We start from the raw sequence: 19,010 nt of genomic DNA, 5'->3' as shown, positions 1-19,010 counted from the left end.
GTTATAAGGCAGCTTTACTTACAAGCCAACCAGCGAGTGTTTCGAAATCATCATTAGCTACACTATAAGGAGCGCAATTTAGAGCTACATTTCTATATGCAGTAGACTCTTTAATTACCTCGTCACTATTAATAAAAAATGGAGCCATAAGAGGTAGAGTTGATTGCCAAAGAGAGAATAAATCAAATTCAAGCACTGAAGCTGAGTTGTAGCGGTTAGCTAAAAAGAAATGCTTCCAGTTAGAGTCTGATTTTTTTAGTTTTTGTAGGCGTTTATATATTAAGCTATGGCAGATGGCATCACAACTAATGAGCTCTAAAACAATATCATTTCTCTCCAAAGGAAGTTGTGCTAACTCGATGTATGAAGGGCAGTCAAAAAGTAGCCACGTATTAGCAGTACAGTCAAATCTATTACAATTATTAATTAGCTTTTTAATATCACTCGGCTCTGCATGACTATCACCGAAGGGTAAGAATATTATACCATCACTGTCTTGATGAAAGTGCGTGATAGCTTTTTCAAAACTTGATTCATTGCTCCAGCCTTTGGTACATTTCCAAGGTAAACCAAAGTGCAAACCTAAATCGCTTTTTGCGTCTAAATCTATTGCGATAACATTAACATCAGATTTTTTTAATACGCACGCGAGATTTGCCACAACAGAAGTACTGCCGAGCCCGCCTTTTACGCCTTTAATAAAAATTCTTTGCAATGTTAATTACTCACTAACTAGTTGTTGAACTTACGAAAGAGTTCAATTCGTTATTTATTTCTTTAAGTAAGGCGTATTTATTGATTGTTTCAATGTTTTTTTGCTTATTAACAATCTCAATGTAATCTTCACTATTGCCACCGAAACGTAAGGTTAAATTTTCTATGTCACTAGATGTTAACGTTTGTGAATTCTTATGAGCTAAATTATGCATTACAACCTTATTCGGCGACTTCAATTAATTTTATTAAAAGTGGACAATATTTGGGTATTATATATAGAATAACGGGTAAAACTAGTAAAAAAGTATTTTTTTATAGGGTATTTTAAGTGCATAACTTTAACATAACGGGATTAGAGCCTGCTGCAAAAGAGTTAAAACCGGCTTCAAGTTATGCTGTTTTAGCTCCTTTAGATAATTTTGCAATCGAACTGGCATTACATTCAATTAACCAAAGTTTGGTTAATGATATTTATATAGTTTCCCAAGAAATAGAATCATTCTTTGATTCTTCTTTTTCAAAACCGCTAAATTATGCGTATGAACATAACAAAGTATACCCATTTTCCCTCTCTTCTGAGGCGCAGAATTACTCTATTGGACGTATTACAAAAGGTATAATTAGAGAGGTCAGTGCCTATAAAAGCTTACATCAAGCACTTATTTTTATTCATTTTAATACAGCTCAATTTAATAGCGCAGGTGAAGAAAACATACAAATAGTTATTAAAGAGTGCAATGCATTTGCTCAAAAAACGGGAGCTACGATATTATTTTTAATATCAGGGCCAGATATTGCCAACTACCGTTTTTTACTTCGTCGTTTAAATAGGTTTTTAGATGGGCTCATTTTTGTTGATAATGATGCAGCGGCACGAGTACTTGAATATGATTACTGGTGCCATAGTACAGGTGTAATTTCAAACGAACATTACCAGCTATCGCTAAATAATAACCAGTTTATTGTTCAAGAGCCCATAATTAGCCAAAGTAAAAAACTTGAAAACTCAGATTTTTCTGATGAAGATGATGTGTGGCTTGTGCAAAATGCGGTACCTGAAGGTACAAAGTTACCTGTAAAATATAAAACGGTTAAAGATAATAATGAGTTATTTAATAAAGGCCCAAAAGTAGAAGCTGCTACATTAGTATTTGCTGTTACACGCTACACAGATCTCGCATTATTAGGTAAGCAGTGTTTTGAACTGAGAAAAAATTGTGGTCGCTGGTTAAAACTCGTAATTCAAAATGTAGATGGGGTAATTCGCCATCAGGATGAATGTTTGTTCTTAACCTTAGGTGTTAATCTAATTTTATATAGCTTTTCAGAGCCTTCTAGATTGTTATCGCAAATTCAATCAATTCAAGGATTTCAGTTTTCAAGGCCTTTGCCTGAATCAGTAGAGCATGTATTAAAGTATACTGAGAATACTTTTTCGAAAGGCTATTTACCTTTTTATGAATTTACCAAGCAGGTAGAAATACATAGCGACTCTGCGGCTAACCTAGGCGTTAGCGGGGTGCTCGTTAAATTAGAGCTTTTGCCAAGAATAGACCCAATACATCCCCTACATTTATTTCATATCAAGCGCGAAGGAGACGTATTTAGTATCGCAAAAAATACAGTTTATTTGTATTTACACGCTTGTCGAGAGAATGATGTGGATAATGCAATTAAACATCTTTTTAAGCTAAAGACGAATGATTTCTTTGCACTGCAAAATATAATTTCAGATCATTTTTACATACAGCAAGAGTGTAAACAGTTGAGACGTTTTTATAATGGAGAAAATCTCGTTGATTACTCACAGCAGCTTGTTGAGAATGACAGTTATAAATTTTCACCTGATATTGCACAAAATGTGACTGAAAATATTGAAACTCCCGAGTTCTTCAATAAAACCAGACCCGATGCAAAGCCTTTTACAATGAAGTTAAGGGGATAAATAATGAGTATAAATCAGTTCTTTATTACCGCTTTCTTCGCAATGATACTGGGCGCTGTGCTTTGCATGTCAGGAATTCATATATTGGCTCAAATTAAAAAGTATTATTATAAGCTTACTTTTAAGCATGAAATACTTGAGCCTTATACACCAAACAAAAATAAAAAGGATAAGCAGTGAAATTATCAGGGTTAGGGGTATGGAACCTTTACTTTTTAGTGAAATTTGCCCTCTATTACTATGGTGCAATTGATTTTAATGTGCTTGCAAATGCTGCTCTTGCTGCAATGCTCGTTATTAATTTTAATACAATGGCAATAGAAAAAGTCAAACATATAGTCGGTGCTATATTTGCGGTAGTGCTACTTTATAAAGATTCTTGGCTGCCGCCGATAAATCGATTAACTAAGCAAGCTGGTAATGTTCAAGATTTTAGTTTTGGCTATTTTCTTGAGTTATTAGAGCGAGTTATTAATGTTGATATGTTGTTGGCTTTATTCGTGATTAGCATTTGTTTTTGGTACACATCGCAATGGGTACGCTTTACTACTATTACTGTTATTGGGCTTATGGTTGTAGGGTGGCAAGGTGATGATTCTCAATCACAAGTTGCAAATAATGTGGTTAATTCTTCCACAATAACAAAAAAGCAATACGACACTCAAGCACAAGTGGTTACCCAGGCAACTCAATCTCCTGATCAAAAGTTAGCTGATTTTTATCAGCAGCAAAGCTTGCTAACCAGTCATTTTCCTAGTCAAGTAAATGGAGAGCTATTTGATATAATTATCTTAAATATATGCTCTATGGCTGTTGATGATTTAGATACTATTGGTATAAGCGTCACTGAGATGTATAAAGATTTTGATGTGGTATTTTCAGACTTTAATTCTGCTACTTCATATAGTGGCCCAGCCGCCGTAAGACTCTTACGTGCCAGTTGTGGCCAAACTAGCCAAACAGCGCTATTCAAAGATGCGCCAGAGCAGTGCTATTTATTTAAAAATCTTGAAAAGCTTGGTTATCAAAATAATGTTGTTATGAACCATGATGGGCATTTTGATGGATTCAAAGATTTAATCAGCAAATATGGTGGTTTAGACAGTACGCCATTTGATATTGATTCGATGCCAGTTGCGCAGTATGGTTTTGATGATAGCCCAATTTATTCTGATGGTGCTGTTTTAAATAGCTGGTTAGATCAGCAAGCAAAAAACTGTAAACCTTGCGCTATGTATTACAATACTACAAGTTTGCATGATGGTAACCAATTGGCAAATCGCGCCCGTATGAATAGCCAGCAGAGCTATCCAATAAGACACGAAAATTTATTCAATGATATTGGTAAGTTTATTAAAAATCTCGAAAAGCGTGGTCGTAATGTAATGCTTATGGTGGTACCAGAGCATGGTGCGGCCTTGAAAGGAGACAAAGTGCAATTTGCAGGGTTACGTGAAATACCTAGCCCTACGATTGTATCTGTACCAGTTGCTATTAAGTTTATAGGCCCTGATGTACAAAGCTACTCGCAAGTAGTAATTGATGAATCGACTAGTTACTTTGCACTTTCAGAGCTAGTAAGTAAAACGCTGCAAACAAATGTTTTTGGTGGCAATAGCAGTGTTGCGAGTTTACTTGAAAACTTACCGAAGGCCCCCAAAGTTGCTGAGAATGCAGATACAATAATGATGTATGTTAATCAACGTCCTTATATTCAACTTGATGGAGGCGATTGGTCAGCTTATCCACAAGGTAAGTAATTTATAATTCCTTTTTTAAAAAGCAATATAGGTTGTCTATATTGCTTTTCCTACCTGCTAGCAGATAATTAGCTTTGTCCAAAAATGTTTACAATAAGCTACCTTCTCAAAGCGAGTTAGCGTATTATTCGCCTAATATAGTTTTTCCTTATCTGAGGATGTATGCGTCTAGATATTCACTGTGCTGATCGAATTGGTATTGCTCAAGAAATCCTTAACATATTAGTTAACTACAGTGTTGATTTAAAAGGGATTGAGGTCGACTCTTTAAATTGTCGTATGTATGTTAGCTTTCCTGAAATCGAATTTGAACAATTTCAAAAGATCATGCCATCTATAAGGCTAATCGATGGTGTGCATGATGTACGTACTACCGCATTTTTGCCATCTGAGCGTGAGCATAACGAATTAAATACATTGCTGCGTGCATTGCCTGATGGGGTGATCTCTATTGACGCTAAAGGTTGGGTGCGTTTGTGCAATGATGCTGCATGTAAAGACTTGCAACTTACTGAAAAAGAAGTGATTGGTGAGAATATTAATAACTTGCTTAAGGGCTTTAACTTTACACGTTGGTTAGAAGGTAAAGAGGTGCTTGGGCAAACGACTCGCGTTGAAGTCGCAGGTGAGGACTTTATAGCAGATATTTTACCTATTGCAGTGCCGCAAGGTGGAGAAGGTGATGTACTTGCTGGTGCCGTTATTAATATAAAATCGCAAAGCCGTTTAGGTCAGCAAGTTAGTGCATTCAGGAGGTACGGACAAGAAAGCTTTGCCACTATTCATAATTTTAGTACGGCAATGCGCCGAGTGGTACGTGAAGCACGTAAAATGGCGCAGCTAGAAGCTCCTATCTTGATTACTGGTGAAACTGGCACAGGTAAAGAGTTATTAGCTCGCGCATGTCATTATGCGTCTAACCGCTCTGTTAAGCCTTTTATTGCACTGTCGTGTGCTTCACTTCCTGATGATGTTGCTGAGTCTGAATTATTTGGTTATGCCGGATATGAAGAAAATGCAGCGCCAAAGCGCGGTGTATTAGAACAAGCTGATGGTGGAACTGTATTTTTAGATGAAGTTGGCGAAATGTCGACTCAGCTACAAACTAAGTTACTGCGCTTTTTACAAGATGGTACATTTAGGAAAGTAGGCGATGAGAACGAAGTTAAAGTAAATGTACGTATAGTTGCAGCTACTCAAAAAGACTTACCTGCAATGGTACAAGAAGGTGTTTTTAGGGAAGATTTATATTACCGTATAAATGTTTTAACACTTGAAATATCTCCGCTTAGAGACCGTAAAGCTGATGTTGGACCATTAGCAGAGCATTTTATTCAAAAATATGCGCAGCAAAATGGGTATGCTATTCCGTTACTTTCACAGGAATGTTTGAAATTTTTACAAGAGTACCCGTGGCCGGGCAATGTTCGTCAGCTTGAAAATGCAATATATCGAGCAGTATCTTTATTAGATGATAGTGAGTTGCGTGTAGAGCATTTACAATTGCCAACTTTCACTCATGATTTAGGGTATTTAGAGTCAGATTTCGAAGGTTCATTAGATCAAGCTGTTAAGCGTTTTGAAGCGACACTGCTTCGTAAGCTCTATCCTGCATATCCGAGCTCAAGACAATTAGCAAAGCGTTTAGGTTTAAGTCATACAGCTGTCGCTAATAAATTACGTGACTATGGAATTAACCGAAAAACGGTTAAGGTTTAATGCAGTGTTACCTATTCATTGGGCTATGTGAGGTAATAATGTTTTTTGAACATTTGTTAGGCTGAAAAATTAACTTTAATAGGTAAAACTTTACGTGAACTTATATATCAGACTCCTTTTATTATTTTTTAAAATTAAACGCAATAGACAACACCAAAATTTACTTGATACTGTAGATATTGATTATAGAGTCTTACCTAGTGATTGCGATATTAACCTTCATTTAACAAACTCTCGTTATCTCGCTATGATGGATTTATCACGTACATGGATGACGGAAAGAGTAGGTTTACTTAAGCAGATAATGAAGCGCCGCTGGTTCCCAATAGTCAATGCGACGGCTATTACTTATATCCGCGATATTAAGCCTATGCAGCGATATACCATAAGTACAAAGTTAGTTGGGTGGGATCATAAATACTTTTACATCGAACAAAAGTTTCATTCAAAGCGAGGGTTACATGCTATTGCTTATGTACGCGGTGTATTTAAAAGCAGACAGGGTATTATAAGTATTGAAGAGATGCTTGAAGTTGCTGGTTTTAAAGGAAAAACACCTATATTGCCGAGTGAGGTTATGCACTGGAAAGAAATGCTTGAGCAGAAAAAAATAAGTAACTTACCCAAGTGATTTATAGCTTTTAAAAATGAAAAAAAGGCCTTTCGGCCTTTTACACACATAGTAAATATAGCTAAGTATTCCTTAACTATATCATATACTTTAAAAGTTATATCTAACACCAAACATAGCCACAATAGGGTCAAGCTCAACCGTTGATGTTAATGTCTTTGTGCCATTAGCATAAACAGTTGCATCAGTGTCAATATCCATAATTGATACCATGGCATGTAGGCCCCAATTTTCATCTATTTTATAGTTAGCGCCTATTTGTGCCATAAAACCAAATGAATCATCTAATTTTACTTCCACATCTTCAGTTCCCAGCGTTGTTTTAAGCGCTTGAGATGGTTGTTCATCAAAAAACACTGTGTAGTTTATACCTACACCTACGAATGGCCTAAGCGCATAGCTTGAATCTAAAAAGTGATATTGAGCAACTAATGAAGGCGGAAGTTGTTTTATATCTGCTATTTTATTACCAGCTAAACCACCTGTACCGTTTACGTCGTGCGAAAATGGTGTTGCTGCGATAAGTTCTAATACCCATTTATCGTTAAATGCATAGTCTACAGTGATACCTAATTGAGTATCTGAATCGCCATTTAGTCCCAGAGTGGGAGCTTCATTAATTGATGAGCTGCTGTTATCAGGGTTTACGTTTATAGCGCCAACATTTACGCTAAAGTTAGCGTGTGCAGCCGGAGATAATGCAAGTAAAGATGTTAATAATGCAAAGCTAATTTTGGTTTTCATGTTGTTCTCCAAGAACTACTATTTGATGGAGCTATTATTACTGTTAAACAAATATAAAAACCTGTTCTAGATCAAAGTTTCAAAATTGTTTGAACCTTGCAAAGTGTTTTATTGATTTAGATTAATTTTAGTGTAGTTCTGTTCTCACAGGGATTGACTACTGATTTGATTTTCAGTCATTAAATTGTATTGAAGGTGACACCGCTTAGTCATAAACTAAATTTTAATTAATCCATTTTAAGCAATAAACTGTACCTAAAACGTTTCTAGCCGTATCTGAAAAAATTATGAGCATTGAACAAAAGGTTATTGAACACTTGCAAACTCATCTTCAATTTAATAATTTAGTGCCAATCGCTTGTGAAGTTACATTAAATGTACGCTATAGCCGCAGGTACAACAGTGATGCCACTAAAGCAGTGGTAATAGTGCTTCGCAGAGTTTTACTGAGTCTTTCACTATTGATTGGGAAAGGCTATCTAAGCCTTATTACATCAAGCATAATCTTGGCTGGAACTTACTTGCTTGTGTTGAGCTGGCCATTTATAAGCATACTTCAATTTTTCCATTACTAAGCACTAATGGAGGTACGTCAGATAGACGTTTTTTGCCGATCCCACACTCAAGTGATTGAATGTGGGGTTTGTAGTGGCACTATTCATCAGGCTAATAAATATGTCTCGATCAGTGATCTTGTTAAAATTAAAGGTATTTATACCGCGGTACTTGAGAAAGTATTTATAAAAAATGAAATATACACTAAGTACTTTTTAGGGTGTAAAGTACTCAGTTGAATTTTGTAATTAATCTAGATAACGCTTCGCTTTGTTTTCTTTTACACTCTTAAGATCGACCAATACCAACCCATCGATACAATTATTAAAATCAGGGTCAATACTAAAGCTTAAAAATTGTACCCCGCCAGGCTGACAAAGCTCCGTATATTGCTTAAATAAAGTAGGGACTTGAGCCCCCAGATTAGCAAGTACGTGCTTTAACTCTACAAAATCTTCTTTAACATCGCTTCCATTAAAAAGACTATGGCATTGGGTTAGTTGTTGCTCAGTTAATTTAAACTCATTATTAGGCGTGGCTAGCTCAATGCTACTTTTATAATAATGCTGATAGTAATAAATAAGTATGGACTTTGCTTGCTCGGGAAGTGTACTAGATACACTTACAGCGCCAAATAGGTACCTGAATTGAGGATAGTTTTTTATAAAAGCACCAATACCATACCATAAATAATCAAGGCTTTTTCTACCCCAATATTTAGGTTGTACAAAGCTCCTACCAAGTTCAATCCCCTGGTGTAGATAAGGAGTCATAGCATCGGTATAAGAAAATAAACTATCAGTATATAACCCTTCGCGACCATGTTTTTGTATTATTTCTTGTGCGCAGGCTAGTCGATAGGCACCTACGAGCTCTAATTGCATAGGATCCCATAGTACAAGGTGTTGATAATCCATATCATACTTATCTATATCACGACGCTTACCGCTTCCTTCTCCTACAGCTCTAAATGCAATTTCTCTGAGGCGCCCTAACTCTCTAAAAATAGGTGAGCTACCTGTATATTGATATAAATGAATGTGCATACCGTCTTGAGTTTTACCTAGTAGCTGGCACTGTTCAATTGTTTTTTTCAGTTCTTTCCTGCATTCGGGAGTCGCAATAGGTGTTTGCGTTTTTAGCGGCAGCGCTTTTTTTGTTGGAAGCCTATAGAGCTGCTTGCGGATCAGATTTACAATTTCTTTATCTTTAAGGTTTTCAATTAAGTAAGATTCTGGCGGGATAGAAGCACCGATTTCGAATTCTAGAGATTTTTGGCGTTGCTTAAACATTTCTGTCACTAATAATAAACTTGCCAATGGCTTGTAGATCATTGAAGTACCATAAAAAAGAGGACTGTTTTTGGCCTTAATAAAAATAGGTAAAATGGGACAATTTGCTTTTTTAGCCATACGTAAAAAGCCACTATTCCATTTACAGTCTTTAATGCCTGTAGGTCCTAAACGTGATACTTCTCCTGCTGGAAATATAAGTAATGCGCCTCCATCTTTCAAGTGGTTTTGTATATTGCTAAGCTCCTGCTTTTTACTCATACCAGATAAGTTATCTACGGGGAGCAAAATTGAGTGCATTGGGGTAACCGACATTAGCATGCGGTTTGCGACTACTCTTAAATCTTGTCTTACTGTTGAAAGTACTTTAATAAGTGCTAAAGCATCCAATGAACCGATAGGGTGGTTGGCCACTATAACTAGTTTACCTTCGTCAGGAATATGCTCTATCTGTTTAGGTTTATAACGTGTATCAAAATTGAGTTCATCAAGTACTTGCTCAACAAACTCTAATCCTTGTAGGTGAGGGTATGTATCACCAAAGGCGACAAACTCTTGTTCATGCAATAAGTAGCCTAACCCTTTTTTGACTAAACCTTTTACTTTTGGAGAGTTCTCTAGTTGTGGTAAGTTTGCAGCAATTACTTTATCAACACTTATCATATTAACCTCATATTCAATTTGGTTTATTCGCGCTATGCGTAAGGTTAAAAAAAGGGTGTGACAATCACTTTGCAGTTGTGTGACTTTTTAAAGTGTTAACTTATCAACTTTGTATTCTTAGGAGAATTTATGTCGATATTGATTGCTATAACAGGGCGTGACAACACAAAATTAATAACTAAGTTACAAGAGAGACTACCAAGTACATTAATAGAGCAGTGGCCTGATTGCAAAAATGTAAATAACGTGGATTTTGTACTTGCATGGAAAGCGCCAGAATCTATGTGGTTACAGCTGCCTAATTTAAAGGCCGTGTCGTCATTTGGTGCCGGTATAGATAGTATCGACTTAACATTATTACCTGAATATGTCGAAGTTGTACGCATTGTTGACGAACAATTAGCAGAGGACATGGCTGAGTATGTACTTACACATGTGTTGGCGCAAAAGTTACGCTTGAAAGAGTATTATATTAAACAAACGCAGCAGGTATGGAAGCCCAAGCGGGCACACAATAATAAGCATGTTGGGATACTTGGGTTTGGTGAATTAGGAAAAACATGTGCGAAAAAGCTTATAAATAATGGTTTTAAAGTAAGTGCTTGGGCTCGAAATAATAAGACTCCTGATAATGTTAGTATGTTTTATGGTGCTGAAGGGCTTGAACGGATGCTTCCTGACATTGACTATCTCGTCTGCTTACTACCACTTACAAAGGCAACTAAAGGCATCATAAATTACTCAATGTTGGCAAAGCTGCCTCCACGTGCTGTTGTCATTAATGCGGCACGAGGTGGTCATGTTGTTGAGCAAGATTTATTAGATGCATTAAATAATGAAAGTTTACGTGGTGCTACGCTTGATGTATTTGAGCATGAACCATTAGTCGGTTCACATCCATACTGGAGCCATCCAAAAATTACACTTACTCCTCATTGCGCTGCTTTATCTGATTTAAACAGTATTATTGAGCAAATAGTAAAAAATATCGAATGTTTGAATCAAGGTTTGGCGCTAAATAATCGAGTGGATAGAATGGAGGGCTATTAAATAATTTAATAAATAGCTTGTTAACATATGTAATTTTTATTATTGTTTAGGTTATTCTCAAAATAAAAATTATAAAGAGGGTTTATGAAGTCTACTCAAAGTGGTGTTAAATTAAGCGTAGTGGTTATTACAATCATTATTCTAGGTGTTTCAGCTTGGTTTAATCAAGCAAGTGCAGAATCCTCCCCTTCTAATAATGAAAGCGTACAGGTAGCCAGAGATTAACTTAGATCATTATAAGTGCGCAGTTACTCTTGATCCATTTGAAGAGTTAATCTTAGCGCTGAGTACGTTAAAGTTTCTACTCTATTAACACACTTTCTTATCTCAAATCATTAGTATCTGTTTGGATACTTAGCTTGTTTTTAATTTCAATATTATAGCTGCAACCGTTCATAAATTGAATTGCACATTACGTACATTTCGTAAAGCGGACTATGTAAATCATAGCTCGCATCTATTGTGATTTAGTTAAACTTTGTTGGGGGTTATTGAACCACTTTTGCTTTAAAGTTTATTGTAGTGTTTGATTCAAATAATTCCGCTTGGCCACTTTTAATATAAATAGCCTAGCAATGCTAGGCTATTAAATATTCTAAGGGTAAATTGTTAATTTTGAGTTGCATTAAATTGTCCAAATGTATAAACCTTGAACAGATAGAAAGTATTGATCAGCACTAAACTCATATTTGAAATAACACTCGAGGACATAAGATCTAAGCTAAATGATAAGAATAATAAACCACAAGCACTAACGGCGGCAACGCGCAGTAATGTTATCTGGTTAATAAAGAATGCACCTAAACCTAGTGCAAGTAGTGTTGTGTTTAAAAGCCAATCTAGCTCGTTTAGCATGGTCGTTTCAATAGTTCAGTTGTTGAAAAAAGGAGCGCCATTATGTTGATATTTTGCACACCTTTCAACCAAGTAATTTTAAAATTTCAGATTAGTTTTTTTGATGGTTAAGTGTGTGTTCCACACAGGAAAGCCATTAGTAATAATATAAAATAACTCTTTTATTTATCTGTGTCTTTAAATGATGTGGTTAGATGGTGATTTATTAGTGTGAGCATTACCGACTTTACAAATGAAAGGGTTTATCTGTTAGTGTTTTTATTTTACTCGCTGTAATTTTTATAGATGGATAAAATGGCTCATTAAAACTAAAATTGCTGGAGTAAAGTAGATTGTGTTGCTGAAATATTTTTAAATATACTTTTTAATTTGGATCTTTTTATTTTAGAAATAAAACAAATCTATTTTTTGTGTGGTTTCAATAATAAAGTCAATTTGTGTACCAGTTATGATAACTTATAGCTAGTTTACAGCCTAAGAGGAACAAAGATGAATACGCAGCTATCAATTTTAATTGTAGATGACGTTAGCACTGTGCGTAGCTTTTTAAGTCAAACGCTTATGCATTTAGGAATAGATAACGTAAGAGAAGCATCTACAGCCTCACAATGCATTAGTGAGTGCAAAACTGCAAATTATAATATCATCTTTTTAGATATAGAATTACCCGACGGAGATGGCAAAGAGTTAATTGCACAAATCAATGAGTTATGTCCTGAGACAAATGTGGTGATGGTGTCGGCCCATTCAGGTATAGAGAATGTTAAAGATGCAATCGATAAAGGTGCCAAAGGGTTTATAGTAAAGCCATTTACACCTAAAAAAATAGCAGCAATACTTAAGAAGTTTTACCCGGATTTAGAAAGTGTGCAATAACTAACACTAGTCCGCAATAATACCTAACCAATTTGAAGGGTTAAACCTGACGCTAACTTCGTTAATAGTTCTGATAGAGGGCAATTAAATAGCGAAATTTTTGCCTTGTTATCGTCACAGTTATCTTATCTCAAAATAGACCACTTAATTAAGCGAATTGACTTAAGATATATTTAAAATTAAAACAAAAAAAAACCGGCAAAAGCCGGTTTTTATACTATCAAAAACAAATTATAGAGCTTTGATTTTAGCTGCTATACGGCTCTTGTGACGAGCTGCTTTGTTTTTGTGGATTAGACCCTTAGTTGCGTAACGGTCTAGGATAGGTGTAGCAACAGAAAAAGCTTGCTGTGCAGCTTCTTTATCGCCCGCTTCAATAGCAACAATTACTTTTTTGAAGTAAGTGCGCATCATTGAACGACGGCTTGCGTTGTGCTGACGGTTTTTTTCGCTAGTAATAGCGCGTTTTTTTGCAGACTTGATGTTAGCCAAGGTTTGCTCCTAACAATCTTAAAATAAAGCTTAAATTAAAGGCCGTGGAATATGCCTGTTTTTATCATGAATGTCAAAGTAATTTTAACAATTCAAGAAAAACTGCTCCTTATAACGAACATCAATTTGCCGCTTTAGCAGTTAATATTGACATTGTAACAAAGCACAGACTCCCAGCCTAGTGCTTTAAAGCGATTTATAAAAAAGACTGTGGCATAATCACTTATCTTGGAGAGTTTTTAAGTAGGTTTAAGGTGTCAAAAGGTTTATTTCGCTCTGGTATGATTGTTAGCTGCATGACTATGGTATCGCGTATATTAGGGCTTGTTAGGGATGCTGTCGTTGCTAATTTACTAGGCGCAAGTGCAGCAGCTGATGTTTTTTTATTTGCTAATCGAATTCCTAACTTTTTACGCCGTTTATTTGCAGAGGGTGCCTTTGCACAAGCATTTGTACCTGTATTAAGTGAAATTAAAGAACAGCAAGGTGACGACAAGGTCAGACTTTTTGTAGCGCAAGCTGCAGGCACATTAGGAACTATTTTACTGATTGTTACTATTATAGGTGTTGTTGCTTCCCCTGTTATTGCAGCATTATTTGGTACCGGGTGGTTTATAGATTGGTGGCAGGGCGGAGCAAATACCGAAAAATTTGAACTTGCAAGTTCACTACTTAAACTTACATTCCCTTATTTATTTTTTGTAAGCTTAGTTGCACTTAGTGGTGCGGTAATGAATGTGTATAACCGTTTTGCTGTTGCTGCCTTTACACCTGTTTTGCTTAATGTTTCTATTATTACTTGCGCTATCTTTTTACATGATAAGTTTAGTGTTGGTGCATACGCCCTAGCTATAGGCGTATTTGCGGGTGGTATTGTACAATTGTTGTTTCAATTGCCATTTTTATATCGCGCTAAAATGTTGGCGCGCCCACGCTGGGCTTGGCAAGACGAGAATGTTAAAAAAGTGCGTAAGCTTATGCTTCCTGCATTGTTTGGCGTATCGATAAGCCAAATTAATTTATTGTTAGATACCATGATAGCCTCACTATTAATGACAGGCTCTATAGCATGGCTTTATTACTCAGATAGGCTAATAGAGTTTCCGCTTGGTTTATTTGGAATTGGTATTGCCACGGTTATTTTACCCGCACTTTCTAAATTACACAGCAGTAAAAAACTCAGTGACTTTCAGCATACACTCGATTGGGGAGTTCGCTTTGTAATATTTTTAGGCATACCAGCAATGGTTGGCCTAATGATAATTAGCCCACTTATAATTACGGTGTTATTCGATCATGGTGCTTTTAAAGGGGATAGTGTTGATCATGTAAAAGCGGTAAGTTTAGGTGTTGTTGCCTATTCAGTAGGGTTAGTTAGCTTTATGTTGATTAAAGTGCTCGCACCGGGCTTTTATTCCCGTCAAGATACTAAAACGCCCGTACGTATTGGTATTATAACTCTTGTGCTAAATATGGTATTTAACATTATATTGGCGCCTTTTATAGGTTACTTAGGATTAGCCCTTGCTACATCAATGTCGGCTAGTTGCAACGCGTTTTTACTTTACAGGCAGCTTAAAATAGAAAAGGTTTATCAGTTTTCTTCTATGAGTTGGCGCTTCACCATAAAGTGTATTATTGCAAGTATAGTTATGGGTTGTGTTACATGGTATGTAAGTAATTGCTATTATTGGGCTTCTTGGGCATTTACGCAGCAAGTTATATTGCTAATTTCCCTTGTGGCATTAGCTGGAGTTAGCTACTTTGCGATGCTCTTTTTAATGGGTGTAAGACTAAATACGATAAAAAGTGTAGCAATTACTGAATCAAACTAAAAAAAAGATTATAATCGGCAGCCTTGTGGCTTTTCCTTGGTATAAGTCGTGATAATACTCGCTGAAAAAAAGGCTTTAGGTGGCATGGAGTTAATTAGAGGTATACACAATATTCGGGCGAATCACTTTGGATGTGTGCTGACTATTGGTAATTTTGACGGTGTTCACTTAGGTCATTCACAAGTATTAAAAGGTTTGTTAGCAGATGCTAAAGCGCACAACTTACCAAGCACAGTAATGCTTTTTGAACCTCAGCCTCAAGAGTTTTTTGCTAAAAACAATGCCCCAGCAAGGCTTACGAGATTACGTGATAAGTTGCGTTTATTGAGCGATTTAGGCATTGAGCGTGTTATTTGTATTAGCTTTAATCAGCAATTTGCAAATATGCAAGCAGAACAGTTTGTAAGCGACATACTTATAAAAAAACTCGGGGTTAAAGCATTAACCGTAGGTGATGATTTTAGATTTGGGCAGCAGCGTAAAGGCAACTTTGATTTACTCGTTAATATGGGTAATAAGGCGGGAATGGATGTGCAAAGCACAGCGAGTTTTCGCCAGTTAAATGCTAGAGTGAGCAGCACATTGATTCGTGAAGCATTAGCTGCTGGTGATTTAGCCAGTGCAAAAGTGATGCTTGGCCACGACTACGCTATCTCTGGGCGCGTAATACATGGCTGGAAAAGAGGCCGTGAGCTTGGATTTAGAACAGCAAACATAGCGCTTAAGCGCCAAGTTTGCCCTGTTAATGGTGTGTTTGCTGTGCAAGCTACAATTGCAGGTAAACAAATTTTTGGGGTTGCAAATATAGGCAACAAACCCACATTTAATGGAACACGTGCACTTTTAGAGGTTCATCTTTTTGATTTTGCACAAGACATTTATGGACAATTTATGCACGTGGAGTTAATACAAAAACTCCGCGATGAGAAAAAATTCGAGACATTAACACAACTCACGGCGCAAATAACAACAGATGTTGCCGCCGCTAAGCAGTGTTTTGGTTTAAATTAGGCAGCCGATAGATACGGAATGTAGGATAAATGAGCGACTATAAACATACTTTGAATTTACCGGAAACACCGTTTCCAATGCGTGGCAATTTGGCACAACGTGAACCAAAAATGCTTAAAGCATGGTATGAAGACGACCTTTACGGTCAAATTCGCAGCGCTAAAAAGGGTAAAAAGACCTTTATTTTGCATGACGGCCCTCCGTATGCAAATGGCGACATCCACTTAGGCCACTCAGTAAATAAGATTTTAAAAGATATTATTGTTAAGTCTAAAACTTTATCAGACTTTGATTCGCCTTATGTACCTGGTTGGGACTGTCACGGTTTACCAATTGAGTTAATGGTTGAGAAAAAAGTAGGTAAGCCGGGTGTAAAAGTTACGGCGAGTGAGTTTCGTGAAAAATGCCGTGCGTACGCCAAAAAGCAAGTTGAAGGTCAAAAAGTAGACTTTAAACGTTTAGGCGTATTCGCAGATTGGGATAAGCCTTACTTAACAATGAACTTTGACTTTGAGGCGAATGCAATTCGTGTGCTTGGTCGTATTATTAAAAACGGTCACTTACACAAAGGCGCTAAGCCTGTACATTGGTGTACAGATTGTGGCTCTGCATTAGCAGAAGCAGAAGTTGAATATCAAGATAAACAGTCGCCAGCAATTGATGTACGCTTTATTTTTGCTGACCAAGACGCAGTAGTAAATGCGTTTGACCTAGCTCAAGGCCATGAAGGCCAAGGTAGTGTTGGCACTGTTATTTGGACAACAACGCCATGGACGCTTCCTGCAAACCGTGCTGTTGCTGTTCATGCCGATTTAGAATATGCGCTTGTGCAAGTTGAAGATGAAGGCGCACAGCAGCGTTTAATTTTAGGCTCAGAACTTGTTAAAGATGCAATGGACCGTTTTGGCTTTGATCATTACCACGTTTTAGGTTACGTAAAAGGGGCTGTACTTGAAAACTTGCAAGTAGCGCATCCTTTTTATGACTTTAATGTACCTGTGATTGTTGCTGAACACGTTACTACTGACTCAGGTACAGGTGTGGTGCACACTGCGCCAGGTCATGGTCAAGAAGATTTCGTGGCAGGCTTAAATTACAACCTTGAAGTCGCTAACCCTGTTGGTGCAAATGGTGTGTACTTACCAGATACTGAACTTTTTGCAGGTCAGCATGTATTTAAAGCAAACGCGAGCGTAATTGAAGTATTAAAAGAGCGTGGTGCATTAGTACATCATCATTCACTTACACACAGTTATCCGCATTGTTGGCGCCACAAAACGCCAATAATTTTCCGTGCTACACCGCAGTGGTTTGTAAGCATGGATCAGGCTAATTTACGTCAAGATTCTCTTAAAGAAATCAAAAATACACAGTGGTTGCCTGAATGGGGCGAAAGCCGTATTTCTAACATGGTTGAAGGCCGCCCTGATTGGTGTATATCTCGTCAGCGTACATGGGGCGTGCCAATTGCTTTATTTGTTGATAAAGACACCGGTGCTTTACACCCAAATACCCAAGAGCTTATCGAGCAAGCTGCAGAGCTTGTTGAAAAGTCAGGTATTCAAGCGTGGTATGACCTAGAGCCAGCGACTTTACTTGGCGAAGAAGATGCTAAGCAATACATGAAAGTGCAAGATACGCTAGATGTATGGTTTGATTCAGGTGTGTCGCACGCATGTGTAGTAGATGCACGTGAAGACTTAGTTGGCCCAGCTGATTTATACCTTGAAGGTTCTGATCAGCATCGTGGTTGGTTTATGTCATCAATGATGACATCGGTTGCGATTAATGGACATGCACCATATAAGCAAGTACTTACGCATGGTTTTACCGTTGATGAAAACGGTCGTAAAATGTCTAAGTCACTAGGCAATGTTATCTCTCCGCAAAATGTAATGAATAAGCTTGGTGCTGACATTTTACGTTTGTGGGTTGCTTCTACCGATTACACGGCAGAAATGACTGTGTCTGATGAAATATTCAAACGCTCTGCGGATCGATATCGTCGTATTCGTAACACTAGCCGTTACTTATTAGCTAACTTAAATGGTTTTGATCCTAAAACTGATCAAGTTGCTGTAGATGACATGGTTGAGCTTGATAAGTGGATTGTTGGTCGTGCAGCACAGTTACAAGACGAGATTTTAGCCGCTTACGATAGCTACCAAATGTTATTAGTAACGCAAAAGCTAATGAACTTCTGTACCGGTGAACTTGGTTCGTTTTACTTAGATGTAATTAAAGACCGTCAGTACACAGCTAAAAGCGAAAGCCATGCGCGTCGCTCTTGTCAAACTGCGCTTTACCATATCGCAGAAGCTATGACGCGCTGGATGGCGCCAATTATGAGCTTTACAGCACAAGAAATCTGGGAAGCCTTACCAGGCGAGCGCAGTGATTACGTATTTACATCGGTATGGTACGACGGCTTACAAGCACCAACGAGCAGTCAGTTTAGTAACGATGACTGGCAAGCAATTTTAAATGTACGCGATGAAGTAAACCGCTTGTTAGAAGCTGCACGTAAAGAAGAAGTAATTGGTGCAACACTACAAGCAACAGTTAATTTATTTGCGGATAAAGACCTTGCAAGCACACTTGCTTCACTAGGTGATGAGCTTCGTTTTGTATTGTTAACATCAGCAGTAAACGTTAAGCAGGTTGATAGCCAACCAGCAGATACGCAAGCAACAGAAATTGAAGGTCTATACATTAGCGTTGCAGCAACAGATGCAGCTAAGTGTGAGCGTTGTTGGCACTACAGCGACGATGTAGGAATTGACCCTGCTCACCCTGAAATTTGTGGCCGTTGCGTAAGTAATGTTGATGGCGAAGGTGAAAAGCGTCAATTCGCTTAGGAGCTTT

16 protein-coding genes are annotated in these 19,010 nt (G+C 37.3%); 10 read left to right on the top strand and 6 right to left on the bottom strand.

Annotation, left to right across the window (positions count from 1 at the left end; all coding sequences use genetic code 11):
• Position 1: 1 nt before the first annotated feature.
• Positions 2-715, bottom strand: coding sequence for a cellulose biosynthesis protein BcsQ (gene bcsQ / locus V6260_RS09875; protein ID WP_341593908.1), 714 nt, complete (start codon positions 713-715; stop codon positions 2-4).
• A gap of 13 nt (positions 716-728) precedes the next feature.
• Positions 729-929 (bottom strand): BcsR/BcsP family cellulose biosynthesis protein, encoded by a 201-nt coding sequence (gene bcsR / locus V6260_RS09870; RefSeq protein WP_341593907.1) that lies wholly within the window; start codon positions 927-929, stop codon positions 729-731.
• A gap of 116 nt (positions 930-1,045) precedes the next feature.
• On the opposite strand from bcsR, the gene bcsE reads away from it, so the two are divergent.
• The 4 genes from bcsE (at position 1,046) to V6260_RS09850 (ending at position 6,772) form a co-directional block, all read left to right on the top strand.
• Positions 1,046-2,662, top strand: a complete 1,617-nt coding sequence (bcsE, locus tag V6260_RS09865; RefSeq protein ID WP_341593906.1) for a cellulose biosynthesis protein BcsE — start codon at positions 1,046-1,048, stop codon at positions 2,660-2,662.
• 176 nt (positions 2,663-2,838) lie between these two features.
• Entirely contained in the window at positions 2,839-4,422 is a 1,584-nt protein-coding gene (gene bcsG / locus V6260_RS09860; protein WP_341593905.1) for a cellulose biosynthesis protein BcsG, read from the top strand.
• A gap of 162 nt (positions 4,423-4,584) precedes the next feature.
• Positions 4,585-6,141 carry a transcriptional regulator TyrR gene (gene tyrR / locus V6260_RS09855; protein WP_341593904.1) on the top strand — a complete coding sequence of 519 codons (1,557 nt, stop codon included), beginning with the start codon at positions 4,585-4,587 and terminating at the stop codon, positions 6,139-6,141.
• Between the two features lie 94 nt (positions 6,142-6,235).
• Entirely contained in the window at positions 6,236-6,772 is a 537-nt protein-coding gene (locus tag V6260_RS09850) for a thioesterase family protein (RefSeq protein WP_341593903.1), read from the top strand.
• Positions 6,773-6,862: 90 nt separating this feature from the next.
• On the opposite strand, the gene V6260_RS09845 is transcribed toward V6260_RS09850, so the two are convergent.
• Both V6260_RS09845 and V6260_RS09840 read right to left on the bottom strand, forming a co-directional pair.
• Entirely contained in the window at positions 6,863-7,516 is a 654-nt protein-coding gene (locus V6260_RS09845) for an OmpW/AlkL family protein (protein ID WP_341593902.1), read from the bottom strand.
• A gap of 803 nt (positions 7,517-8,319) precedes the next feature.
• Positions 8,320-10,026: a lysophospholipid acyltransferase family protein gene (locus V6260_RS09840; protein ID WP_341593901.1), complete on the bottom strand. Its 1,707-nt coding sequence runs from the start codon at positions 10,024-10,026 to the stop codon at positions 8,320-8,322.
• A 129-nt stretch (positions 10,027-10,155) separates the two neighbouring features.
• Here V6260_RS09840 and V6260_RS09835 point away from each other — a divergent pair, with 129 nt between their 5' ends.
• Complete coding sequence (locus V6260_RS09835) at positions 10,156-11,076, top strand: glyoxylate/hydroxypyruvate reductase A (RefSeq protein ID WP_341593900.1); 921 nt, start codon at positions 10,156-10,158, stop codon at positions 11,074-11,076.
• Positions 11,077-11,160: 84 nt separating this feature from the next.
• On the top strand, positions 11,161-11,301 hold the full coding sequence (locus tag V6260_RS09830; RefSeq protein WP_341593899.1) for a hypothetical protein: 141 nt from the start codon (positions 11,161-11,163) through the stop codon (positions 11,299-11,301).
• Positions 11,302-11,685: 384 nt separating this feature from the next.
• Here V6260_RS09830 and V6260_RS09825 read toward each other — a convergent pair whose 3' ends face one another.
• On the bottom strand, positions 11,686-11,931 hold the full coding sequence (locus V6260_RS09825) for a hypothetical protein (RefSeq protein ID WP_341593898.1): 246 nt from the start codon (positions 11,929-11,931) through the stop codon (positions 11,686-11,688).
• Between the two features lie 489 nt (positions 11,932-12,420).
• On the opposite strand from V6260_RS09825, the gene V6260_RS09820 reads away from it, so the two are divergent.
• A complete protein-coding gene (locus tag V6260_RS09820; RefSeq protein ID WP_341593897.1) occupies positions 12,421-12,807 on the top strand; it encodes a response regulator in 387 nt (128 codons plus the stop codon).
• Positions 12,808-13,038: 231 nt separating this feature from the next.
• Here the strand turns inward: V6260_RS09820 and rpsT are convergent, their stop codons facing one another.
• Positions 13,039-13,299, bottom strand: a complete 261-nt coding sequence (gene rpsT, locus V6260_RS09815; RefSeq protein ID WP_002958225.1) for a 30S ribosomal protein S20 — start codon at positions 13,297-13,299, stop codon at positions 13,039-13,041.
• Positions 13,300-13,595: 296 nt separating this feature from the next.
• Here rpsT and murJ point away from each other — a divergent pair, with 296 nt between their 5' ends.
• The 3 genes from murJ (at position 13,596) to ileS (ending at position 19,003) form a co-directional block, all read left to right on the top strand.
• Entirely contained in the window at positions 13,596-15,134 is a 1,539-nt protein-coding gene (murJ, locus tag V6260_RS09810; protein WP_425355707.1) for a murein biosynthesis integral membrane protein MurJ, read from the top strand.
• 84 nt (positions 15,135-15,218) lie between these two features.
• Entirely contained in the window at positions 15,219-16,145 is a 927-nt protein-coding gene (gene ribF / locus V6260_RS09805; RefSeq protein WP_341593895.1) for a bifunctional riboflavin kinase/FAD synthetase, read from the top strand.
• A gap of 29 nt (positions 16,146-16,174) precedes the next feature.
• Positions 16,175-19,003 (top strand): isoleucine--tRNA ligase, encoded by a 2,829-nt coding sequence (gene ileS / locus V6260_RS09800; RefSeq protein WP_341593894.1) that lies wholly within the window; start codon positions 16,175-16,177, stop codon positions 19,001-19,003.
• Positions 19,004-19,010 lie beyond the last annotated feature (7 nt).

Origin of the sequence: Pseudoalteromonas aliena (assembly GCF_038155085.1) — a bacterium.
Classification (GTDB): domain Bacteria; phylum Pseudomonadota; class Gammaproteobacteria; order Enterobacterales; family Alteromonadaceae; genus Pseudoalteromonas; species Pseudoalteromonas aliena_A.
Note: the sequence above shows the minus strand (reverse complement) of the source record. Positions and strands in the feature narration are given on the sequence as shown.